Below are 23,582 nucleotides of genomic sequence, written 5' to 3' on the forward strand. Positions count from 1 at the left end.
AAGTTTACAGTAAATTGCTAACAAGATGTTTACAGTGAATGGCTATAGACGGTTGTATCTGACGGCGAGTTTGCACACAATAAGAACCATTCTGCATTAATGTAGCGAATTAAGGTGGAGTTTTAGGTATAACGCGCTTAAATCGCACTTTAAGTGCGGGATGATTGTGTCAGTGATGAAACGTCCGTGAGATGGTTTACAGGAAAGTATACCCAATAGGTTTCAAGATGCGGGAAGGCGGTAAACAAGAGCTGCCAACACTCCGCAACCTGAAAGATTAAGGGGATAAAATTAATTAGGAGCGCGCGTGCCACGATACCCAATCCTCTGTTTTTTGTGTGTATTGCTCGCCACACCTCTCGCCTATGCTGCCAATGTGCGGTTGCAGGTTGAAGGTCTTAGCGGGGATTTAGAGAGAAACGTCAGGGCACGTTTATCCACAATTGGCACTGATGAAGTCACAGCTGATGGCCGTTTCCGCTCACGGGTGGATGAAGCTATTCGGCAGGGTCTGCGAGCTTTAGGCTATTACGACCCCACAATTACCTTTGATTTACAGTCGCGTCCCGCGCCTGCCCGCTCCGTTTTAATTGCCAAAGTGGTGCCCGGCGAGCCGGTTTTAATTGCCGGTGTTGATATCGATCTGCAAGGTGGGGCGAAAACAGACCCCGACTATCTGGCACTGGTGCGCCGCGATACCCCCAAAATAGGCTCAATCCTCAACCATGGCGATTTTGATAATTTCAAAAGTTCGCTGACTGGCTTGGCACTGCGCCGAGGTTACTTCGACGCCAATATGATCAAAAGTGAGTTGGGTGTTGCTGCCGAACTGCGCAAGGCATTCTGGGATATCGATTTCGACAGCGGAGAGCGCTACCGTTTTGGCAAAGTTGTTTTCCAAGGGTCACAAATCCGCGAGGATTTTCTACAAAATTTAGTGCCTTTTCATGAGGGTGAATACTATACCTCGGATGAACTGGCCGAACTAAACCGCCGTCTGGCGGCGACGAACTGGTTTAACTCCGTGGTGGTTTCACCCGATTTCCGTGATGCGAGAGAAACCAAAATCTTGCCACTTGATGCCGTTGTCACCCCGCGAACAGAAAACACTATCGAACTGGGGGGCGGCTATGCCACGGATGTTGGTCCGCGCCTGACCGGTAGTTGGCGCAAGCCGTGGATGAACTCTTACGGACACAGTTTGACCACCAGTACCACACTTTCCGCACCTGAGCAGACACTGGATTTCAGCTATCGTATCCCGCTGCGAAAAAACCCACTTGAGCAGTACTATCTGCTACAAGGCGGGTTTAAGCGCACGGATCTCAATGACACCAATTCTGATACCACCACGCTGAACGTGGCCCGATTCTGGGATCTCTCCAGTGGTTGGAAGCGCTCAGTTAACCTGCGTTGGAGCCTCGATCACTTTACCCAAGGTAGCGTCACTGATACCACCATGCTGCTCTATCCGGGGGTGAATATTAGCCGTACCCGTCAACGAGGCGGGGCGATGCCAGTCTGGGGGGATAGTCAGAATTACTCTATTGATTGGTCTGATACCACATGGGGATCTGATGTCGATTTCGGCATATTCCAGGCGCAAAACGTATGGATTCGGACACTGGGTGAGAAAAATCGCTTTGTGGTGCGGGGCAATTTAGGGTGGATTGAAACCAATAACTTCGACCGAGTACCCCCCTCACTGCGCTTCTTCGCTGGGGGGGACCGCAGCATTCGTGGCTACAAATTCCGCGATATCTCGCCGCGTGACAGCGAAGGTAAGCTGACCGGTGCCTCTAAACTGGCCACCGGAACGCTCGAATATCAATATAACGTGACTGGCCGATGGTGGGGCGCGGTATTCGTCGATTCGGGTGAAGCGGTGAATGACATTCGCAAGAGTGATTTCAAAACCGGTGCCGGAGTGGGGGTGCGTTGGGCTTCTCCGGTCGGCCCGATCAAGTTGGATATCGCGAAACCTATTGGTGACAACACCGCACATGGCGTGCAATTTTACATCGGTTTGGGGCCTGAACTATGAGGTGGGTAAAGAGACTCAGCATCGCATTTTTGCTCATTATCCTGCTGCTGGTTGGGGCGCTGGCGGGTTTGCTTGGCACTACCAGTGGTTTGCATTTTCTGATCAACAGCGCTGCGCGTTGGGTGCCGGGCTTGGATATTGCCAGTGTCACTGGCGGCTGGCGCGACCTCACGCTAAAAGGCATTCAGTACCAAATGCCGGGTGTCACCGTGAAAGCGGGCCAATTTCATCTCTCGTTGCAGCTCTCTTGCCTTAAACGTAGCGAGCTATGCGTTAATGCGCTGACCGCGCAAGATGTGGATGTGGTGGTGGATACCAAAGCCATGCCTCCTGCGGCTGAAACCCCCGCCAGCACTGAGCCGATGGGTGAGCTAAGTACCCCGTATCCCATCACTTTACGTATGCTGTCGCTGAATAATGTCAAAGTTACTATTGATGAGACGGCGATTTCGCTGGATGAATTCCGCACTGGCGCACATTGGCAGCAGCGCGTGCTGAACTTAATGCCAACTAAAATCAGTGGGTTATTGATAGCATTGCCGAAAACCGTGCCAACCGTCGTCCCTGATGCCGCTAAACCTGCGGTTGAAACTGCCCTTGCTGTTAAAGAAGCGGTTGAACAACAAGCCGCTGCTCCCTCTGTGCCAGAAACCCCGCTGGGTGAAAGTTTAAAAGCCTTGTTTGCCAAGCCGTTACTGCCGGAGTTGCCGGACTTCCGTTTGCCGCTGGATTTACAAATTAAATCGATCTCGGGGCAGCAACTCAGGTTGACGGGCGACACCGAGGTCGTGATCAACAGCCTTTTATTGCAAGCTAGCACGCAAGATCAGCGCATCGCACTGGATAAATTAGAGATCAAATCGCCACAGGGCGGGTTGTCAGCCCAAGGTGAGGCGACGCTGGCCGATAAGTGGCCGCTGAGTCTGGTCGTCAACAGCTCGCTGAATATTGAGCCGCTGAAAGGCGAAAAAGTGAAGTTGACCATCGGCGGCGCGTTGCGCGAGCAACTCACCGTGGCGCTGAATTTATCTGGCCCGGTGAGTGTGCAATTGGACGCGGAAACCTCACTGGGGCAGGCGGGTTTACCCGTGGCGTTAACCCTACAAAGCAAGCAGTTGCGCTGGCCGCTGGCGGGTGAACCTGAGTACCAAATTGATAATCTCAGAATGCGTCTCAATGGGCAGGCGACCGATTACGCGCTCTCAATTCGCTCTGATTTGAAAGGTATTGATTTGCCGCCTGCGGTATTGACGCTGGATGGTAAAGGAAATGTCGAGCAATTCAATCTGACCCGTTTACGGCTGGCGGCGCTGCAAGGCAATACTGACCTGAGCGGTGTGGTGGATTGGAGTAAGGCGATCAGTTGGAATTCGGTATTGACTCTATCGGGCATTAACACCGCGAAGCAGTGGCCGGAGTGGCCAGCAAAACTGAATGGCAAGATCGTGACGCGCGGCAGTGTCTACGGCGGTAGCTGGCAGTTACAGGTGCCGGAGCTGACACTTGACGGCAATGTAAAACAGAATCGTGTGACGGCCCGTGGTTCATTGACGGGGAATGCGGCGGGTCAGTGGCATATTCCTGGCATCAATCTGGCGTTGGGTCGTAATACGCTGGATGTGAAAGGCGATCTTACTGATCAATGGCTGCTTGATGCCAATGTCGATGCACCACAGCTTGATGGTGCCTTGCCCGGATTGGCCGGGGTGGTGAAAGGCGCGTTGAGATTACGCGGTAACCTCAATGCCCCACAACTACTGGCCGATCTCACCGCCAACCGCCTGCAATGGCAAGAGTTGAGTATCAATCGAGTGAGGATCGAGGGTGACGTTCGCTCAACAGATCAAATTCAAGGCCAACTCGCCATCCGCGTTGAGCAGCTCAAGCAAGCTGATTTCGTGGTCAGCCTATTGACGCTGGATGCCCGTGGCAGTGAAAAACAGCATCAGTTGCGGCTAAACATGCAGGGTGAACCGGTTTCTGGTCAGCTGGCGCTGGAGGGGAGTTTTGATCGTCAGCAGGAGCGCTGGCGTGGCACCCTCAATAATACGCGCTTTGATACGCCGATAGGTGAATGGCGTTTGAGTCGTGCTATTGCCTTGGATTACCAAAATACGCTACAGCGGGTCACTGTCGGGCCGCATTGCTGGCTTAATCCGAATGCGGAACTGTGTATCCCAAGGGCGATTGAAGCTGGCCCGAGCGGGCAGGCGAGTGTGGTGCTCAACCGCTTTGATTTAGCCATGATAAAACCTTTCCTAGGCCCGGATACTACCCTGAGCGGGGTGTTTACTGGGCGGGCTGATGTCAGTTGGAAAGCGGGGGGTAGCTTGCCGGATGTGCGGGTATCACTCAGCGGTAATGGCGTCAAAGTGCAACAAGTGGTACAGGGTAATCCGCTGCCAATTGCTTTTGAAACGCTGAATCTTAATGGCGGACTGACCAATGGGCAAGTGCGGGCTGACTGGCTTATCAAGCTGGTGAATAACGGCCAGTTCTCAGGACAGGTGCAGGTCGCCGATCCCGAAGGGCGGCGTAATTTATCCGGTAATATTGCTATCAGTAATCTCTCGCTGGCAATGATTAACCCGATTCTCAGTGACGGCGAAAAAGCCGCTGGCCTGTTAAATGCCAATTTACGGCTCGGGGGTAATGCAAAAAATCCTTTAGTTTTCGGTCGGTTAGCTTTGGATAATGTGGATGTCGATGGCAGTTGGATGCCATTTGATATTACCGAAGGGCGGCTGGCGATGAATTTCGACGGTATGACCTCAACACTGGATGGCTTGATTCGCACCTCTCAGGGGCAGCTCAATCTGTCCGGCGATGCCGATTGGCGTGATATCAATGCTTGGCGCGCCCGTATCGCGGCCAAAGGCAACAAGTTGCGTGTCACTATTCCACCGATGGTGCGAATAGATGTCTCCCCAGATATTGTGTTTGAAGCGACTCCACAACTGTTTACTCTCAATGGGTCGGTGGATATCCCGTGGGCACGTATCACTGTGCAGGAAGTGCCAGAAACGGCGGTCGGTGTCTCGCCAGATGAAGTGATGCTTAACAACGATCTGAAGCCGATTTCGCCCCGCTCGACCAGTATTCCCATCAACAGTAATCTGGTCATTCGAGTGGGTAATGATGTTCGCCTGAATGCTTTTGGCCTGAAAGCCCGCTTGCAGGGCGATTTGAAAATGGTTCAAGATCAGCGCGGATTAGGTCTGAACGGGCAAATTAACATTCCATCCGGTAGCTTCCGCGCTTATGGGCAGGATTTGATCGTCAATAAAGGGGTATTGCTGTTCTCCGGCCCGCCGGACCAGCCGTTACTCAATATTGAAGCAATACGAAATCCTGATGCGACCGCTGATGGTGTGACTGCGGGTGTGCGGGTGACTGGGATGGCAGACTCGCCACGGCTAGAGATATTCTCAGATCCGGCGATGTCACAGCAAGAGGCGCTATCTTACCTGCTACGTGGGCAGGGGCTGGGCAATTCAGGAGCAGACAGTGGCTTGATGACCTCAATGTTAGTCGGCATGGGGGTTGCGCAAAGTGGTAAACTTGTGGGTAAAATCGGCGAGGCATTTGGGGTCAGCAACTTAGCTCTAGATACTCAGGGAGTTGGCGATAGCTCACAAGTGGTCGTGAGCGGCTATGTCACCAAAGATCTGCAAGTCAAATATGGCGTGGGTATCTTTGACTCGCTGGCAACGTTAACATTACGTTATCGGTTGATGCCAAGGTTGTATCTGGAAGCGGTGTCTGGTATTGATCAGGCATTAGATGTGCTTTATCAGTTTGAGTTCTAACAATGAGAATTATTGTCTACGGTAGTTTACGACGCAAACAAGGTAATAGTCATTGGATGACGGACGCTCAGTTGCTGGGCGAACATGATCTCGAAGGCTATGAAATGTACAATTTAGGTCACTATCCGGCGGTTATCCCCGGAGACGGCACAGTGCATTGTGAAGTTTATCGAATTAACTCGTCGATTATGAATGAGTTAGATGAGCTTAAAAGTAATACCAAGGATTATCGGCGTGAATTGATTCAGACGCCTTATGGCAGTGCGTGGATATATCTTTATCGTTTACCGATCGAAGGGGTACCACGGATCTACAGCGGCGATTGGCTCAAACGCCATGAAGAAAATGATAAGCCGTCACCTTAGAGTGTGCTAAGTGCAAATTTAAAATAAACACGCGTTCGAAATAAAAAAAACACCGCCCAATTGAGTGGTGTTTTTTTATCGGCAAAACAAAGAATTACTTCTTCGCGCGCTCGAAAGAAGAGAGGATCTCAGCTTTAGCGGCTGCGGCATCTTCCCAGCCGTCAACTTTCACCCACTTGCCGGTTTCCAGATCTTTATAATGTTCAAAGAAGTGTTTGATCTGCGCTTTCAGCAGTTCTGGCAGGTCTTGCACGTCTTTAACGTGATCGTACTCTTTGGTCAGTTTGCTGTGTGGAACCGCCACCAACTTGGCATCTTCGCCAGCTTCATCAGTCATTTTCAACACGCCAACTGGGCGGCAACGAATCACTGCGCCCGGCTGCAATGGATAAGGTGTTGGCACCAACACATCAACCGGGTCCCCATCTAATGACAAGGTGTTGTTGATGTAACCGTAGTTGCATGGGTAGAACATAGCGGTAGACATGAAACGGTCTACAAACAGAGAGCCAGTCTCTTTATCGATTTCATATTTAATCGGGTCAGCATTCGCTGGGATTTCGATCACAACATAAATATCTTCTGGCAGGTCTTTACCTGCGGGTACGTCGTTCAAGCTCATGTCGGTTTCCTTTTATCAAACCAGAAATGGAGTGCTGGCTATTATAGCCAAGTCTTATGTGAATTCCCGCCCTTTTCACTGCTATACGGCGGTGAGATTGCCTGAGTCAGGGCCATTTCATTGAGATAAAATCCCGTCATTCGCTAAATGTATCTATTTTAAGCTGTTTTTCCGGTGATGGTTCAAGCTGACCCGCGTGTAGCCGATAACTTAATCAAACAATAAGAGAGTCCGCTGTACTGCTAACACTTTGTAATCTTAATCATTTGCACACAACCGGAAAAATACCGATGTTAAAAAAGATTACCATTAAGAATGGGCTTATTGCTCAGTTATGCCTTATGTCATTGATCTTATTAATTGTTAGCGTGATCGGAATTAATTCCATTCAGGAAAGCTCACGTTCATTACAAATCATCAATCAAATTCAGGGGGAGGAGCTGGGATCTTTGTCGAATAGCTTTACTGCCACATTGAGTGCCAGAACTGAAGCTGCACTGGCGATCCATCAACTAGAGATTGGCCTGATTGATGAGTCGTTACAAACTGCAAAGCAGGCGGAAGGCTCGCTGGCATTATCGCAAAAAGAGATGGCACGTTTTGTCAGCGCAGTATCTGACCGGGGAGATGGGCAGGAACTGGCAATTAACATTCAAAAAAGTTATAAAAATTATGTAGATAAAGGTGTGTTGCCGATGCTGGCTGCCATCAAGGCGGGTTATGCCGATGAGTATTACGAGGTGCTGGAAAAGAGTATTACTGATATCAGCAAAGCGTTTAATAATGACGTTGCGACCTTTCGTAGCTATGCGCTGGATGCGGGCCAACGGCAAATCGATGGAGCTAACAGTGCCGCCAAAATCAAGTTGGCGATCATTGTCGCGGCGGGTGTGATCACTTTGATCTCAGCGTTGCTGGCATGGTTTGCACTCAAATACATTATTTTACAGCCTTTAGAGCAATCAATTCATCAGTTGGAATTTATAGCCTCTGGTGATTTGACCCACAGTATCAACAGTGAGGGCAATACGGAACTGGCGCGGCTCGCCAAAGCGTTGCAGGTCATGCAGCAATCGCTGGTGGTGTCAGTGAGCAATGTCCGTGATGTGGGCGGGCAGATTGGTGTTGGTTCGCGGGAGTTAGCAGCAGGTAATACTCATTTAGCGGAACGTACCGAAGAGTCGGCCTCTTCACTAGAGCAAACTGCGGCTAGCATGGAGCAATTGACCTCGACCGTAAAAATGAATGCTGAAAACTCTGATCAGGCAAATCGCTTGGCGATGAGTGTATCGGATATTGCCAATAAAGGCAGTGAGGCCGTCAGCCATGTGGTTGATAAGATGCAGGCCATTACCTCCAGTTCACGGCGTATTTCCGATATCATTGCCGTGATTGACGGTATTGCATTTCAGACCAATATTCTGGCGTTGAATGCTGCGGTTGAAGCCGCCAGAGCGGGTGAGCAGGGGCGCGGTTTTGCGGTGGTCGCTGGCGAGGTCCGTAATTTGGCCCAGCGCAGTGCGCAATCGGCTAAAGAGATCAAAGATCTCATTGTGGAGTCGCAAAATCGAGTGCGGGAAGGTGCGGATATGGCGGAATCTGCGGGTAAAACCATGCATGAGATCGCCAGCGAAGTCAGTCGGGTAACGGCATTGATGCGCGAAATATCAGCGGCAAGTTATGAGCAAAGTAGCGGCATTGAGCAAGTGAATGTGGCTATTGCACAAATGGATCAGGTTGCTCAGCAGAATGCCACATTGGTGGAACAGGCCGCAGCCGCAACGCGCTCATTAGAAGAGCAAGCCGATGCATTATCAGCCAGCATGGCGGTATTTAAATTGCAGGGGGATAAACTGGCGCTCGAAGTATAAAAAAAACAGCGGCTTAGGGGCCGCTGTTTTCTGTCGCTATCGGGCTAATTACTTGGCTTCTTCATCCGGGAATTTGGCAATAAAGCCTTCCGCGTCTTCAACCATGGATTTTGTCCCGACAAAGAACGGTGCGCGCTGATGCAATTTCTCCGGCACGATATCCAGAATGCGGTTAACCCCATCGGTTGCTTTACCACCGGCTTGTTCCGCGAGGAATGCCATTGGGTTGCATTCGTACAGTAAACGCAGTTTCCCTTGTGGATGGCTGGCGGTGCTTGGGTAAATATAGATACCGCCTTTCAACAGGTTACGATGGAAGTCGGCCACCAATGACCCAATATAGCGCGAAGTATATGGCCGCTGGGTCGCTTCATCCTGCTCTTGGCAATACTTGATGTATTTCTTCACACCCAGTGGGAATTTAATGTAGTTCCCTTCATTGATGGAGTACATGCAACCGGTTGCGGGATAGCGTACTTTTTCGCCGGATAAACAGAAAACACCCAGTGACGGATCATAAGTGAAAGTATGAACGCCATAACCTGTGGTATACACCAACATTGTTGAAGAACCGTAGACCACGTAACCTGCCGCCACTTGCTTGGTGCCCGGTTGCAAGAAGTCAGCTTCAGTAATTGGCGTGCCAAATGGGGTGATGCGACGATAGATGGAGAAAATAGTACCGACGGACACATTCACGTCAATATTTGAAGATCCATCCAGAGGGTCCATCAGAACCACATATTTGGCATTTTCTGCCCGCCCGCCATCAAAGATAACAATGTCATCTTCCTCTTCCGAGGCGATACCGGCAACTTCACCGCGTGCTTTTAGGGCCGCTTTCAATTTTTCATTGGCAAACAGATCCAGTTTCATCTGGTCTTCGCCCTGAATATTGGAAACACCGCTGGCACCTAAAATATCAACCAAACCTGCTTTGTTGATATCACGATGAATAATCTTTGCGCCGAGTTTGATTGCTGAAAGTAATGCAGTTAATTCGCCGGTGGCGTGAGAGAAGTCTAGCTGTTTCTCAACGATGAATTCGCCTAACGTTTTCATGACTCAATCCCTGGATCTACGGTTAAATATCGATTTATTAACGAACAACTCACCTGATGGCAGCAGTGTAGCCCAAAGATAAGAATGATTCATAGGCAATTCCGTTTCTTCTCTTTGATTCTGAGCGGTAGAATGGCTGCAAACTCGAAGCTTATTAATACGGAAAATTTATGCGCATTCACATATTAGGTATCTGCGGCACTTTTATGGGCGGTCTGGCGATGCTTGCCCGTTCATTAGGTCATGAAGTGACGGGAGCGGATGCTAACGTGTATCCACCGATGAGCACACTGCTGGAGAATCAAGGGATCGATTTGATCCAGGGATATGATCCGGCTCAACTGAATCCTGCACCGGATTTGGTCATTATCGGCAATGCCATGACCCGTGGTAACCCCTGCGTCGAAGCCGTATTAGAGCAAGGTATTCCTTATGTTTCAGGGCCGCAATGGCTACATGACCATGTGTTGCCAGAGCGCTGGGTATTGGCGATAGCCGGTACTCACGGCAAAACGACCACTGCCGGAATGGTGGCCTGGATACTGGAAGCCTGTGGTTATGAACCCGGTTTTGTGATTGGCGGGGTGCCGGGCAATTTCGATGTCTCAGCCCGTCTAGGTAACAGTCCATTCTTTGTGATAGAAGCGGATGAATATGATTGTGCCTTCTTTGATAAGCGCTCTAAATTTGTCCACTACAGCCCAAGAACGCTAGTGATGAATAATCTTGAGTTCGATCATGCTGATATCTTTGACGATCTTAAGGCGATTCAGAAGCAATTCCACCATCTGGTGCGCTTAGTTCCCGGCAAAGGCAAAATCATCGTGCCAGATAATGATAATCACTTGAAGCAAGTGATGGCGATGGGGTGCTGGAGCGAGCAAGAGTTGGTAGGCGAAACAGGCAGTTGGCTTGCACGTAAAGTCTCGACCGATGCCAGCGTCTATGAAGTGTTTCTCGATAATGAATTAGTGGGCGAGGTCAGTTGGTCACTGGTGGGTGAACACAATATGCATAACGGCTTGATGGCTATCGCCGCTGCCCGTCATGTGGGAGTTTTGCCAGCAGATGCTTGCCGGGTACTGGGTGATTTTATTAATGCCCGCCGTCGGTTGGAGTTGCGCGGCGAAGCCCATGGTGTCACGGTTTATGATGATTTCGCCCACCATCCAACCGCAATACTGGCGACTTTGGCGGCACTGCGCAGCAAAGTCGGTGGAACCGCTCGGATTTTGGCCGTTTTGGAGCCGCGTTCTAACACCATGAAATTGGGGTTATGCAAGAACGAGCTGGCACCTTCATTGGGCCGTGCGGATGAAGTGTTCCTGTTCCAACCGCAGCATATCCCTTGGCAAGTGGTGGAAGTGGCCGAAGCTTGCATTCAACCTGCGCATTGGAGTGCTGATATCGATACGTTAGTCGATATGATTGTGAAAACAGCCCAACCCGGCGATCACATCTTGGTGATGAGTAATGGCGGCTTTGGTGGGATTCATGACAAGCTCTTGAGTTCACTGAGTAAAAAATCTGCGCTAGAAGCTGAGTCTCAGGATTAGGTTAGACAAAAAAATCCCCCGCAGAGCGGGGGTAAAAGGGTTCGTCGGATAGACGACGAGGGATTATTCAGCGTGGTGCTCTCTTAGCTCATCGATTCAATCAATACTCTATTCAATATGCTGAAAATGATTTTTCTCTATTCTCAACCGATTGAATAAACCATCAAACTTGAAAGTATGCCCCTTCAAACGGGGCATACTTTCATACTTAGCGTGTAATCTTATTTGTAAGCTTTAGCTGTGGCGTGCCAGTTATTTTCTTCACGCACTTCAATCACTTTATAAGCTTTAGCGCCCATTGCATCTGCTTTATCAGACAGTGCCTGACGGATATCAGAAGGTGCGCCGTTAAGGCCACTGACGGTAATGGTGCCCATTGGCTGCATGTTAGCGGCTTGAGTGTCATTGATAGAATCAGCTGCAAACACGCCGAATGACAGTGCAGATAGAACGCTCATTGTTGCGATAGTAGTTTTAATGTTCATGTTATTGCCTCTATTTATTCTTTTATCACTTCAAAGGAAGTGTGATTTACGTCACGAAAATGAGTATACATCTAGTAACTGAGAATATTAATAGCGCGCTAATAATATTTATGGTCACTTTTCCGATGGTTACTATTTTTTAAGAACGAAAAGGAATAAAAAATGGCTAAAAAACAGCATGTTTTAGTTAAAGTCTACTATTTTCAATCGGATAAGTGTTTTTGACTAAAAGTGCGAATGGATACGATGGGTTTGACCATGAATAGAGTTAACGTGGTGTTTTATTGCCATTTTAAAAAGAGTAGGCAGTGAAATGCCCTGCTTGGCTTTAGAAAGTTGAGTGTGAGGAGTCAGGAACCGTAGCTGGTAAAGAGACCTAAAAAGAAATAATGCGGCAGATATGCCGCATCTATATACACCAGATATTAAAAAGTGGGATTAAAGCTCTTGATCGAATAGCCCGAGGATAGCTTCATGCAGTTGCTTAACGGTGAAACCTCTGGCTGGTGTCGTGAAGATGGTATCGTCGCCGGCAATACTGCCGAGAATACCCTCAGCCTTGCCTAATGAGTCCAGCAGGCGGGCGATCAGCTGAGCTGCACCAGGGCTGGTATTAATCACAACCACGGAATCATTATAATCAACATCTAATACCAGGTTCTTCAGCGGGCTGCTCGTTGTCGGCACACCTAGCTCTGCGGGTAAGCAGTAAACCATCTCCATTTTTGCATTACGCGTCCTGACTGCGCCGAACTTGGTCAGCATGCGTGACACTTTGGATTGGTTAATATTTTCAAAACCTTCTTCCTGCAAGGCCAAAACGATCTCACCTTGAGAACTGAATTTCTCTTCTTTCAATAACGCTTTGAACGCCTTGATAAGATCTTCTTGTTTTGCGGGATTACGCATTTGCTATGCCCTGAGTAGTCAATAGTGAATAGGATTATTATGCATATAAATGAATTTTTATTCAACATGACTGTGGAGTATTAGCGATAAAAGCATTGATATCAAGGTATGGCGAAGTTTTAACATCATCATACTGTTACAGTTATGCTAAATCAGCATGTATAGAGATTCGGCCTAAGTAACCAAAATGTTATTAAAATGATGTTGTTTTGATGTTACAGAAGGGTGTAATGTAACCGCGAATTAACCTGTCATGAATGCTCCAGTAAATTTTAGAATAATGTGCGCTATATCATTAACGAATAAGCGATTTAATCTAAAATACATAAGCCCTATGCGCCTTTTTGATGCGTGATATCTCAATCTGACTGTTAATAGATTGTGTTTAAAATTACAATAAATTAAGGTGCGTAACTAGATGAATTCACGGCAAATTTAAATTAAATATAATAAGGAGTATAGGATGAAAGTTGCAGTTCTCGGTGCTGCTGGTGGTATCGGCCAGGCCCTCGCTCTTCTACTCAAGACCCAGCTTCCTTCAGGTTCAGACCTCTCTTTATATGATATCGCGCCAGTCACCCCTGGTGTTGCGGTTGATCTGAGCCATATCCCGACCGCTGTTAATATCAAAGGTTTCAGTGGTGAAGATGCTACCCCAGCACTACAAGGGGCCGATATTGTTCTGATTTCTGCTGGCGTAGCTCGCAAACCAGGTATGGATCGTTCAGATCTGTTCAATGTTAATGCTGGTATCGTTCGTAATCTGGTTGAGCAAATTGCGCGTACTTGCCCTAACGCTTTAATTGGCATCATTACCAACCCAGTTAACACGACTGTCGCGATCGCAGCAGAAGTGCTGAAAAAAGCCGGTGTTTACGATAAAAACAAATTATTTGGTATTACGACACTGGATACCATTCGCTCTAACACCTTCGTTGCTGAATTAAAGGGTAAGCAGCCTCAGGATATCGAAGTGCCAGTGATCGGTGGTCACTCTGGGGTGACTATTCTGCCATTGCTGTCGCAAGTTCCCGGCATTAGCTTTACAGAGCAGGAAGTTGCCTCTCTGACTAAGCGCATTCAGAATGCAGGGACTGAAGTTGTTGAAGCAAAAGCCGGTGGCGGGTCAGCGACACTCTCCATGGGGCAGGCTGCGGCGCGTTTTGGTCTTTCTTTGGTGCGTGCTTTGCAAGGCGAAAGCAATGTTGTTGAATGTTCTTACGTTGAAGGTGATGGCAAGTATGCTCGCTTCTTCGCTCAACCCATCTTGTTGGGCAAAAACGGCGTTGCAGAACGTAAAGATATCGGCAAACTGAGTGCTTTTGAGCAGCAAGCGCTGGAAAGTATGCTTGATGTGTTACACCAAGATATTGTGTTGGGCGAAAAATTCGTCAATAACTAATATACCTTACTTGGCGTTGCAGAGGTGCAAATGACCCCCGCTTACCGATTCACTGAGTTGAGTCAGTTTGTTGGGGGGAGTTACCGCTTTATTGCAACGCCAATGACTTTGGGTATAGGTAACACTATGTAGAAGTCGGGGACAGCACTGCCCCTAATATGGCATTATCAACCGCCGGAGCAGATCGCCGACGGTTTTTTTATGCCGAAATAATAGTCTGCCGTATCCTCACTTTTCGGTCGAGAAGTGCTCCTGTTTTTGCGTCAAAATAGCGTGTTGGCCAGATTTCTGAAGGATGAATGTTCAGACACTCTGCAATCAACCATTCCCCCTTTGGCCAGGGGCGAGTCAATGCATTGGCAAGCGTGGATGAACTTAATCCTGCTTTGCGAGAAAGTGCGGCCAGAGTTGTGCCTTCTTTACGTAGTGCAGCAATGATGTCGGCTGGGTGCCAATCAGATTTCCTTAAAATCATCTTTAATCCTTTTTTTTTCTAAGCAGCTGACGCGTTAGTGATATAAATAACGGTACATTGTTAATCGGAACGTGAACATAAAGTGACCATTTAGAAAGATCATATCATTTATTTCTAAAAAGATTTCAAATGTTTTCTAAATATTCCTTTTTTGTGTCATAACGCATACTAGGAAGCAACGCCATGAAAAAAGAGTGGTTTGCCGCTAAGGAACTGGCAGGTCTTGAGGGGTTACCGTCATCACCACAAGGAATCAACCTCATGGCCAAACGTGAGGGATGGGAGCAGCGTCGTCGCCGTGGTGTTCAGGGAAAGGCGGTGGAATACCATGTTGAAAGCTTACCCAGTACGATACTGAATTCATTGCAGCTAAGGGAAGAACCAGCACAATATACGCCGGTACGGCAGGATCCAGTGAACATTTGGATAGAAGCCTATTACCAACTTACGGAAGCGGAACGTGCACAAGCCATCGCATTTTTGCTACGAGAAGGTGTTGGGGCACTCATGAAACGCTTGGTTTGAAAGTGAATCAGCGGGGTCGAAATGAACTCGGGCAGTAATGTCCCGAGTTTCTAAATAATTTCTTAAAATGCGCGTTGGACAGCAATGTGTGCCAATCCTTCTAGTGCTAGTCGATACTCACTTTCAGGTAGAATCTGTAATGCAGCAATAGCTTTATCCGCTTCCTCTTCAGCACGCTGGCGAGTGTAATCCAGTGAGCCACACTGCTGCATTGCGGCTAAGACGGGCTCAAGCAGATGGCGACCATTACCCTGCTCAATGGCTTGCCGAATCATCGCTTCTTGCTCAGAAGTGCCATTACGCATCGCATGCAGCAATGGAAGTGTCGGCTTGCCTTCGTTCAGGTCATCACCCGTGTTTTTACCCAATGTGGTACCATCTGAACTGTAATCCAGCAGATCATCAATCAACTGGAAAGCGGTCCCCAGATAGCGGCCATAATTCTGCAATGCCAACTCCTGCTCTTCACTGGCATTCGCTAGGACAGCGGCTGATTGGGATGCAGCTTCGAACAAACGGGCTGTTTTGCTGTAAATGACCTGCATGTAATTTTCTTCAGTGATATCAGGATTATTGCAGTTCATTAGCTGTAATACTTCACCTTCAGCAATGACATTTGTTGCTTCTGACATCAATGTAAGCACTCGCAGCGACTCCAGGCCTGTCATCATCTGGAATGAGCGGGTATAGATATAGTCGCCCACCAACACGCTGGCAGCATTACCAAATGCCGCATTTGCCGTCGCCTTACCACGGCGCATATCGGATTCATCAACCACATCATCATGCAGCAGTGTTGCGGTGTGGATAAATTCAATCAATGCCGCGACGGTGATATGCTTAGTACCTTGATAGTGCAGTGCTCGAGCGACCAAAACGGCGATCATGGGGCGAATTCGTTTCCCACCACCACTGATAATGTAATGGCCCAATTGATTGATAAGGACAACATCAGAGTTCAATTGCTCGAGGATTGTTGTGTTTACTGCCGCCATATCTGGCGCGGTTAACTCGATAATCTTTTCTAGGTTCATTGTTATATTCAGCTGTTTTTCTCTTTAACTGCGATGAGATTACCGCCCACATTATTACATGACGCTCCCTGAGACTATGATTGTACTTGAAAAAACCATCAAATAAACGAGATGTAAGAAACTGTGCTTTTTTTCTTCTCTTGTGCTGATTATATACTTGTCATTCACTACGTTTTTGCGTAGAATTCGCGCCCTATTGTGAATATTTATAGTGCGCTCTGGACTACAAAAGTGGAGTGTGCGGAAAGCGGAGTTTTATATGTACGCGGTTTTCCAAAGTGGTGGTAAACAACACCGAGTAAGCGAAGGTCAAACCATTCGCCTGGAAAAGCTGGACATCGCAACTGGTGAAACTGTTGAGTTTGACCAAGTTCTGATGATTGCTAACGGTGAAGAAATCAATATCGGCGCTCCTTTAGTCGATGGTGGCAAGATCAAAGCTGAAGTGGTAGCTCACGGTCGTGGCGAGAAGATTAAGATTGTTAAATTCCGTCGTCGTAAGCATTACCGTAAGCAGCAAGGTCATCGTCAGTGGTTCACTGATGTTAAAATCACCGGCATCAGCGCTTAAGATTTAGGAGAGCGGATAAATGGCACATAAAAAGGCTGGTGGCTCGACTCGTAACGGTCGTGACTCCGAAAGTAAACGTCTTGGCGTAAAACGTTTTGGCGGCGAAGCAGTATTGGCAGGCAGCATCATCGTTCGTCAGCGTGGAACTAAATTCCACCCAGGCACCAACGTAGGTTGCGGCAAAGACCATACTCTGTTTGCTTTATCTGACGGTAAAGTCAAGTTCGAAGTTAAAGGCCCGAAAAACCGTAAGTTTATCAGCATCGAAGCTGAATAAGTCTTTCGCGTCTTGTAATAGATATAAGCCCTGCAATTTTTTTGCGGGGCTTTTTACATTTCAGGTTCCCCACCCGGTAAAAAATGGATACGAAACAGCAGGCTGGTTTAGGTATTTTTTTGGCACTAACCACTGCCGTATTCTGGGGTGCGCTGCCAATAGCCATGAAGCAAGTACTCGAGGTAATGGAGCCTTTCACCATTGTCTGGTATCGCTTTACGATGGCGGCAATCGGCTTGGGGATTATTCTGGCTTCGCGTCGCCAATTGCCCTCCCTTAAACTTTTCCGCCAACGTCGCTGGCTGCTATTACTGATCGTCGCGACCTGTGGTCTGTTGGGGAACTTCATCTTTTTCAGCTCATCATTACAATACCTAAGTCCGACGACATCTCAGGTTATTGGGCAACTCTCACCGGTAGGGATGATGATTGCCAGCGTGCTAATTTTAAAAGAGCGGATGCGCGTCACTCAGGTTATTGGCGCGGGTATGCTGATTTGCGGTCTGTTGTTGTTTTTTAATACCAGTCTGCACGAAATTTTTACCCGCCTGACTGATTATACTCTTGGCGTGGTATTGGGCGTCTGTGCCGCTGTTGTCTGGGTCAGTTATGGCGTTGCCCAAAAGGTGTTGTTAAGGCGTATGGCGTCGCAACAAATATTACTGTTACTGTACGCGTTATGTGCACTTGCATTGTTCCCAATGGCGAAGCCAGCTGTTATTTTCCAGCTAAATGGGTGGCAGTTTGCCTGCTTGCTTTTTTGTGGGGTTAATACTCTGGTGGGTTATGGCGCTTTAGCGGAAGCTATGGCGCGCTGGCAGGCCGCGCAGGTGAGCGCGCTAGTTACATTAACACCGCTGTTTACCCTGTTTTTTTCAATTTTATTGGCGCTGATTTGGCCCGATAATTTTGTCGCCCCGTCTCTCAACCTCGTGGGATATGTCGGCGCATTTGTCGTGGTGGCAGGTGCCATGTTCTCTGCCATTGGGCACCGTTGGTGGCCACGTCGGGCAGAAATAAGTCTGGTTACGCCGCAAAAGTAGCCGCGAAACGTTCACCGGTTTGCCCTATCTGTTGATGTATCAATAGGTTGAGATCCGCCATCCAGCGAGAAAATGCTTTTTTCGGGTTTATTGTCTATTTTTAATACAGATGAAATTTCCTATAGAAGCGAGTATAATACGCGCCCTTGTTCGTGCCGGTTCTGGTGCGTTCGTGTTTTTTCGATATGCTGTGTACGCTTGGTGTATCACGAGAGCTAGAAAATACGCCGAAAAGAACCGATAAAGTTAATGTAAAACAAGTAGATAAAATCTATTGGTTTTTTACGGAGAGAGTCAATGAAGTTTGTAGATGAAGCTACAATTTTGGTTGTAGCCGGTGACGGTGGTAACGGTTGTGTTAGCTTCCGTCGTGAAAAATATATCCCAAATGGTGGCCCTGATGGTGGCGACGGTGGCGACGGTGGCGATATTTATCTGCTGGCCGATGAAAACCTCAATACACTGATCGATTACCATTTTGTGAAATCTTTCCGTGCTGAACGTGGGCAGAATGGCCAAAGCCGTGACTGTACCGGTAAACGAGGTAAAGATATCACCATTAAAGTCCCTGTCGGTACACGCATACTGGATCAGGGAACCGGTGAGATTGTGGGTGATATGACCCGCCATGGTCAGCGTCTGATGGTCGCAAAAGGGGGGTTCCACGGATTAGGTAATGCTCGTTTCAAATCCTCAGTTAACCGCGCCCCGCGCCAGAAAACGATGGGTACTGAAGGTGAGACCCGTGATCTGACGTTAGAGCTGTTGCTGCTGGCTGATGTCGGGATGTTGGGGCTACCTAATGCCGGTAAATCTACCTTTATCCGCGCTGTTTCTGCCGCTAAACCTAAAGTTGCTGACTATCCATTTACTACCCTGATTCCAAGTTTGGGTGTCGTTCGTATGGATTACGAGCAGAGCTTCGTGGTTGCCGATATTCCTGGTTTGATTGAAGGCGCTTCAGAGGGTGCTGGTCTGGGTATTCGCTTCCTGAAGCATTTGGAACGTTGCCGCGTACTGTTGCATTTAGTGGATTTGGCACCGATTGATGAATCTGATCCGGTCAAAAATGCCCAAGTCATTATCAATGAGTTGCAGCAATACAGTGAAAACCTCGCTAAGAAGCCACGCTGGCTCGTTTTCAATAAGATTGACCTGATAGACCCAGAAGAAGCTGAAACTCGCGCCAAAGCCATTGTAGAAGCACTGGGATGGGAAGATAAGTATTATATGATCTCTGCCGCGAATCGCGAAAATGTGAATGCGCTGTGCTGGGATGTAATGAACTTCATTAATTCGCAACCAAAAGAGATGGCGATTGCTGAAAGCGCGCCAGAAAAAGTTGAATTCATGTGGGATGATTATCACCGTGAACAACTTGCTGAAGTGGAAGCAGAAGCGAAAGCAGAAGAGGACGATGATGATTGGGATGAAGAAGATGATGACGGCGTAGAGTTCATCTACGAGCGTTAATTATGTTCCCCAGTATTATTCGGTAATACCACATGATTCGTACAAGGGCTGCCATTTGATGGTGGCCCTTTTGTTTGGCTGGTACTAACTGAACTGAGGCAACACGGTGTTATGCGTGGTTGCAGGTATCCAACATTGCGCTTTTAACCCGGAACGGTCGGTGCGGTTCTCCAGTGTCAGCCTGCCTTGGTGCAACTGAACCGTGCGGATCACGATATTTAGCCCTAAGCCGCTGCCTCCGTAGCGCTGATCCATGCGACGGAACGCTTGAGTCAACTCGCCAGCTTGTTCTTGCTTTATTCCTGGCCCTTCATCAATGACTTGTAACACAGCGCCTTGAGTTTCAGCTGCGAGTTTGACCAAAATTTGGCTGCCTACCGGACTATAACGATGCGCATTTTCCACCAAATTGCGCAACATCAAACGCAGCAAGGTGGCATCACCCTGTGTTTTGGCACTGGGAGGGAGCTCCCACACGATGGTTTGTTGGCGAAGCGCACACATCTCCTCCAGCTCCTCTTGCAGTGGTTGCACCACATTTTCAATCCAATCCAGAGTCTGGTACAGGCCGCTGGCAAAATTCTGCCCCGCTCTGGACAGCATCAGTAGTTGTTCAATGGTATGCATTAACAAGTCGATGCGGTTAATGAGCGACTGACTTTCTGTGATTCCCTGTTGTTCCATCAACTCAAGATGCAGGCGGATGCCCGCAAGCGGCGTACGTAGTTCATGTGCCGCATCTGCGGTGAACAGGCGCTCCTGCTGAATGGTATTGGCGAGGCGGGATAACAACTGATTCAGTGTCGATGTTACCGCGACAATTTCTTGCATATCACTGTTAACCACCACGGGGGTGAGATTATCAGCCGAACGTTCCGCCAATTTCTGCTGCAACTGATCGAGCGGGCGGATAATCCAACTGATTGCCCAAAAAGAGAGCAACAAAGTGATGGTCATCATGATAAGCGAGGGGGCAAGGAGTGAAGCAATGGCTTCCGCTATCTCGGTATCAACCCGCTCATTACGCACTTTGGCACTCAGGGTTTCATCTACCAGAAAACTTATTTGTTCCTGACTTTCATGCCATAGCCAGAATGCGCTGATCAACTGAGTCACCAGTAATATTAATGCCAGCATTAAGATCAACCGACGGCGCATACTGATCATGATTGCGCTTCCAAGCGATAGCCGATGCCACGGACTGTGCGGATACGATCTTTACCCAATTTACGGCGTAGATTATGGATATGCACTTCCAACGTATTGGAGCCGAGATCATCATTCCAAGTGTAGAGATCCTGCTGCAACAATTCACGATTGACAGTTTGACCGGCCCGCATGATTAAGCGTGAGAGGATCGCAAACTCTTTGGGTGTGATTTCGAGTGGCTGGTCCTGCAAACAGACTTGCTGGGTAGACAAGTTGAGGCTCAGGTCATCTTGTTGTACCAGATTGTCGCTCTGCCCTTGATAGCGGCGAATCAGTGCACGGACTCGGGCGAGTAACTCAGCGAGCGCGAATGGTTTGATCAGATAATCGTCCGCTCCGGCATCCAGCCCGTCAACTCTGTCTTCGAGAGCATCACGAGCGGTGAGTATCAGCACTGGCAGGGTGACATGCTGGCGACGCCATTGGCGTAGCAATACGGCACCATCTTGATCTGGCAAGCCGAGATCGAGGATGACCATACTGTACTGACTGCTTTGTAACAAACTCTGCGCTTCTGCTGCCGTGCCAGTACAGTCACAAGCGTAGCCCTCGTTGGTCAGTGCCATCGCGATGCCTCGTTGCAGCAGTTCATCATCTTCAACAATCAGTAGTTTCATGGTTCTCAGTTATTCTGATAAATGTCTTTATACAGGCGACTTTCGAAGCGAACCAATGGCGCCCGACGATTTTTTTGATCTTCTGGTGGGACCGCATAACCAGACAAGAATTGTACAAATGCCATGCGTTGCCCACTGGCAGTGGTGATAAATCCGGCTAGATTATACACGCCTTGTAGTGCACCTGTTTTTGCCGACACTTTGCCGTCAACGCCTGCTTCATGCAGTCCGCCACGATAGCGTAGTGTGCCGTCATAGCCAGACAGCGGCAGCATTGAAATAAAATTAAGCTCTTGATCATGCTGAGCAATATACTGTAACGCCTGCATCATGGTTGCCGGTGAAATCAGATTGTGGCGTGATAAGCCTGATCCATCCACGACAATACTGTTTCCCAGATCTACCCCCGCTTTCTGGCGTAAAACCTGCCGCACTGCATCGGCACCCGCACGCCATGTGCCTGGCACCCCAAAACGTTGATGACCAATTGTCCTGAAAACAGTATCGGCAATCATATTGTCTGATTTTTTTAGCATGATTTTTAGTAAATCATGCAGTGGCGCTGATTGCGTTTGTGCTAACACACTTCCAGCCGGACTCGGTGTTGTTTGACGGCGTAGACTGCCATCAATCTGGATATCGGCCTTCTTCAACTCGTCTTTCAAAATAGCACCGGCATAGCTGGCCCCATTTTGTACTGCGAAGGCCAGTGGCAGCGGTTCACTGCGCTGGGTTAGGCAGCCGGTCAGTGTGAAGCGGTTTAATTCGCCAGGAACGACGTCTAATTCGCAATATTGTGCATCAGGCGAGCCTTTGGCTAAGGTGCGGACTTCACTGAACATCTGTACCGGATAATAGGAGGCAACTCGAATAAATGCCATGTCGCCTGGAGTTGGCGCACTGTAAAGCGAAACTGAAAAGCAGTTACGATCGACGATAGCTGCGGCAGGTGGCGCACTAAAGCATTGCGTCATATCGTTCCAAGGCCAGCCCGGCGCTTTATCATGACTCGCAAAAACGGAGGTATCGATAATCAAATCACCAGCAACTTGCTTAATACCCGCTTTTCTTAGGGTAGCAACCATATTTCGCAACTGTTGGCGTGTTAATGTCGGATCGCCATCAAAACGGGCAATTAAATTACCCCGCAAGACACCATCAGTTATCGTGCCATGACTTTCCAACGTAGTAACAAAGCGAAAGTCTGGGCCGAGTTGTAATAACGCGGCCAAGGCCGTCAGTACTTTTTGTGTACTGGCAGGCAATGCCATCTGCTGGGCGTGATAGTCTATTGCCGGGCTGGTAGCCCCGATTTTTTGTACAATTAGTGCAAGATTTGCCCCATCAGGCAGGTACTGTGTGTAATTTTCGACCTGAGCCGCATTGGCGTTAGATATGCTGATATTGAGCGCAATAGCACAGGCCAATCCACTGACAATTCGTGAAAAATGCATGATTTCGGTATAACTGATGGATAATGTGTTGCCATACTACGGTGCAACGAGGGCGAAAGTAAACGATGACCCTAAAGGAACTCTACGTTAAAATGCATATCAAAATGCAAAATTGATCCTAACCTGGTTTTTTTGCTTCAGGGGTGATTGTTTTTGTTTGTCACCTAGAGGCGGGTAGGATATCAAGCTAACCGTATTTTCATTCGATGACGTTAGGATGACGGTTTTTGAACAGGATAGATTTAGAGGTATTTAAAAGATGAAACAGATTCCGATGACGGTACGTGGCGCAGATAAACTGCGCGAAGAACTGGATTTTTTAAAAGGCGTTCGTCGCCCTAAAATTATTTCTGATATTGCTACTGCCCGTGAGCATGGCGACTTGAAAGAAAATGCGGAATATCACGCAGCCCGCGAACAACAAGGGTTCTGTGAAGGTCGTATTCAAGAAATTGAAGCAAAGCTCTCTAATGCGCAGGTGATTGATATCACCAAAATGCCAAATAATGGCCGTGTTATTTTTGGTGCCACTGTACGTGTACTCAATGTGGATATCGAAGAAGAGCAGCAATACCGGATTGTGGGTGATGACGAAGCTGATTTTAAACAAAATCTTATTTCAGTTAATTCACCTATCGCTCGTGGCCTGATTGGTAAAGAAGTCGATGACGTCGTTGTTATTCGAACTCCAGGCGGCGAAGTGGAATATGAAATTCTTAGCGTGGATTATGTGTAATACTTGTTCATCTGAGCAGACATTACGCATTATTTCTCAAAAA

Annotated in this window: 21 protein-coding genes; 12 read left to right on the forward strand and 9 right to left on the reverse strand. The window is 48.2% G+C overall.

Translation table 11 applies throughout. The features are described 5' to 3' along the window. The first annotated feature begins 307 nt into the window (after positions 1 to 307). From tamA to HRD69_RS07900, 3 genes are read left to right on the forward strand one after another with little or no spacing between them, the layout of a single operon-like run. On the forward strand, positions 308 to 2,044 hold the full coding sequence (gene tamA, locus HRD69_RS07890) for an autotransporter assembly complex protein TamA (protein ID WP_032814634.1): 1,737 nt from the start codon (positions 308 to 310) through the stop codon (positions 2,042 to 2,044). Beyond that, on the forward strand, positions 2,041 to 5,853 hold the full coding sequence (gene tamB, locus HRD69_RS07895; RefSeq protein WP_032814632.1) for an autotransporter assembly complex protein TamB: 3,813 nt from the start codon (positions 2,041 to 2,043) through the stop codon (positions 5,851 to 5,853). Before tamA ends, tamB begins: the two co-directional genes overlap by 4 nt. Positions 5,854 to 5,855: 2 nt before the next feature. After that, positions 5,856 to 6,218 (forward strand): gamma-glutamylcyclotransferase family protein, encoded by a 363-nt coding sequence (locus HRD69_RS07900; protein ID WP_032814630.1) that lies wholly within the window; start codon positions 5,856 to 5,858, stop codon positions 6,216 to 6,218. Between the two features lie 94 nt (positions 6,219 to 6,312). Here HRD69_RS07900 and ppa read toward each other — a convergent pair whose 3' ends face one another. Beyond that, a complete protein-coding gene (ppa, locus tag HRD69_RS07905; RefSeq protein ID WP_004875436.1) occupies positions 6,313 to 6,840 on the reverse strand; it encodes an inorganic diphosphatase in 528 nt (175 codons plus the stop codon). 290 nt (positions 6,841 to 7,130) lie between these two features. Between ppa and HRD69_RS07910 the strand changes: the two genes are divergently transcribed. Continuing rightward, entirely contained in the window at positions 7,131 to 8,711 is a 1,581-nt protein-coding gene (locus tag HRD69_RS07910) for a methyl-accepting chemotaxis protein (protein ID WP_004875435.1), read from the forward strand. A gap of 48 nt (positions 8,712 to 8,759) precedes the next feature. Here the strand turns inward: HRD69_RS07910 and fbp are convergent, their stop codons facing one another. Then, complete coding sequence (gene fbp / locus HRD69_RS07915) at positions 8,760 to 9,773, reverse strand: class 1 fructose-bisphosphatase (protein WP_004875434.1); 1,014 nt, start codon at positions 9,771 to 9,773, stop codon at positions 8,760 to 8,762. Between the two features lie 170 nt (positions 9,774 to 9,943). Between fbp and mpl the strand changes: the two genes are divergently transcribed. Beyond that, positions 9,944 to 11,329, forward strand: coding sequence for a UDP-N-acetylmuramate:L-alanyl-gamma-D-glutamyl-meso-diaminopimelate ligase (mpl, locus tag HRD69_RS07920; RefSeq protein ID WP_004875433.1), 1,386 nt, complete (start codon positions 9,944 to 9,946; stop codon positions 11,327 to 11,329). A gap of 221 nt (positions 11,330 to 11,550) precedes the next feature. Here mpl and yhcN read toward each other — a convergent pair whose 3' ends face one another. Continuing rightward, positions 11,551 to 11,814 carry a peroxide/acid stress response protein YhcN gene (yhcN, locus tag HRD69_RS07925; protein WP_032814628.1) on the reverse strand — a complete coding sequence of 88 codons (264 nt, stop codon included), beginning with the start codon at positions 11,812 to 11,814 and terminating at the stop codon, positions 11,551 to 11,553. 438 nt (positions 11,815 to 12,252) lie between these two features. Beyond that, positions 12,253 to 12,723, reverse strand: a complete 471-nt coding sequence (gene argR / locus HRD69_RS07930) for a transcriptional regulator ArgR (RefSeq protein ID WP_004875431.1) — start codon at positions 12,721 to 12,723, stop codon at positions 12,253 to 12,255. A 463-nt stretch (positions 12,724 to 13,186) separates the two neighbouring features. Here argR and mdh point away from each other — a divergent pair, with 463 nt between their 5' ends. Then, positions 13,187 to 14,125: a malate dehydrogenase gene (gene mdh / locus HRD69_RS07935; RefSeq protein WP_004875430.1), complete on the forward strand. Its 939-nt coding sequence runs from the start codon at positions 13,187 to 13,189 to the stop codon at positions 14,123 to 14,125. A 199-nt stretch (positions 14,126 to 14,324) separates the two neighbouring features. Here the strand turns inward: mdh and HRD69_RS07940 are convergent, their stop codons facing one another. After that, positions 14,325 to 14,600 carry a helix-turn-helix domain-containing protein gene (locus HRD69_RS07940; RefSeq protein WP_032814626.1) on the reverse strand — a complete coding sequence of 92 codons (276 nt, stop codon included), beginning with the start codon at positions 14,598 to 14,600 and terminating at the stop codon, positions 14,325 to 14,327. 183 nt (positions 14,601 to 14,783) lie between these two features. Here HRD69_RS07940 and HRD69_RS07945 point away from each other — a divergent pair, with 183 nt between their 5' ends. Then, the gene (locus HRD69_RS07945) at positions 14,784 to 15,125 is read left to right on the forward strand and encodes a DNA-binding protein (RefSeq protein ID WP_004875429.1); all 342 of its coding nucleotides are present in this window, start codon (positions 14,784 to 14,786) and stop codon (positions 15,123 to 15,125) included. A gap of 62 nt (positions 15,126 to 15,187) precedes the next feature. On the opposite strand, the gene ispB is transcribed toward HRD69_RS07945, so the two are convergent. Further along, complete coding sequence (gene ispB / locus HRD69_RS07950) at positions 15,188 to 16,159, reverse strand: octaprenyl diphosphate synthase (RefSeq protein WP_004875428.1); 972 nt, start codon at positions 16,157 to 16,159, stop codon at positions 15,188 to 15,190. A gap of 259 nt (positions 16,160 to 16,418) precedes the next feature. On the opposite strand from ispB, the gene rplU reads away from it, so the two are divergent. The 4 genes from rplU (at position 16,419) to cgtA (ending at position 19,523) form a co-directional block, all read left to right on the forward strand. Further along, entirely contained in the window at positions 16,419 to 16,730 is a 312-nt protein-coding gene (gene rplU / locus HRD69_RS07955; protein ID WP_004707048.1) for a 50S ribosomal protein L21, read from the forward strand. 19 nt (positions 16,731 to 16,749) lie between these two features. Continuing rightward, on the forward strand, positions 16,750 to 17,007 hold the full coding sequence (gene rpmA / locus HRD69_RS07960) for a 50S ribosomal protein L27 (protein ID WP_004875427.1): 258 nt from the start codon (positions 16,750 to 16,752) through the stop codon (positions 17,005 to 17,007). A gap of 83 nt (positions 17,008 to 17,090) precedes the next feature. Then, positions 17,091 to 18,050 carry a DMT family transporter gene (locus tag HRD69_RS07965; RefSeq protein WP_049608828.1) on the forward strand — a complete coding sequence of 320 codons (960 nt, stop codon included), beginning with the start codon at positions 17,091 to 17,093 and terminating at the stop codon, positions 18,048 to 18,050. Between the two features lie 297 nt (positions 18,051 to 18,347). After that, positions 18,348 to 19,523 carry an Obg family GTPase CgtA gene (gene cgtA, locus HRD69_RS07970; protein ID WP_004875424.1) on the forward strand — a complete coding sequence of 392 codons (1,176 nt, stop codon included), beginning with the start codon at positions 18,348 to 18,350 and terminating at the stop codon, positions 19,521 to 19,523. Positions 19,524 to 19,607: 84 nt separating this feature from the next. On the opposite strand, the gene pmrB is transcribed toward cgtA, so the two are convergent. From pmrB to dacB, 3 genes are read right to left on the reverse strand one after another with little or no spacing between them, the layout of a single operon-like run. After that, positions 19,608 to 20,690 (reverse strand): two-component system sensor histidine kinase PmrB, encoded by a 1,083-nt coding sequence (gene pmrB, locus HRD69_RS07975; protein WP_032814623.1) that lies wholly within the window; start codon positions 20,688 to 20,690, stop codon positions 19,608 to 19,610. Continuing rightward, a complete protein-coding gene (gene pmrA, locus HRD69_RS07980; RefSeq protein ID WP_004875422.1) occupies positions 20,687 to 21,349 on the reverse strand; it encodes a two-component system response regulator PmrA in 663 nt (220 codons plus the stop codon). Before pmrA ends, pmrB begins: the two co-directional genes overlap by 4 nt. A gap of 5 nt (positions 21,350 to 21,354) precedes the next feature. Continuing rightward, positions 21,355 to 22,803, reverse strand: a complete 1,449-nt coding sequence (dacB, locus tag HRD69_RS07985; RefSeq protein WP_004875421.1) for a serine-type D-Ala-D-Ala carboxypeptidase — start codon at positions 22,801 to 22,803, stop codon at positions 21,355 to 21,357. Between the two features lie 259 nt (positions 22,804 to 23,062). Here dacB and greA point away from each other — a divergent pair, with 259 nt between their 5' ends. Continuing rightward, on the forward strand, positions 23,063 to 23,539 hold the full coding sequence (gene greA, locus HRD69_RS07990; RefSeq protein ID WP_004875420.1) for a transcription elongation factor GreA: 477 nt from the start codon (positions 23,063 to 23,065) through the stop codon (positions 23,537 to 23,539). Positions 23,540 to 23,582 lie beyond the last annotated feature (43 nt).

This window comes from Yersinia mollaretii ATCC 43969, from assembly GCF_013282725.1.
Lineage (GTDB): Bacteria > Pseudomonadota > Gammaproteobacteria > Enterobacterales > Enterobacteriaceae > Yersinia > Yersinia mollaretii.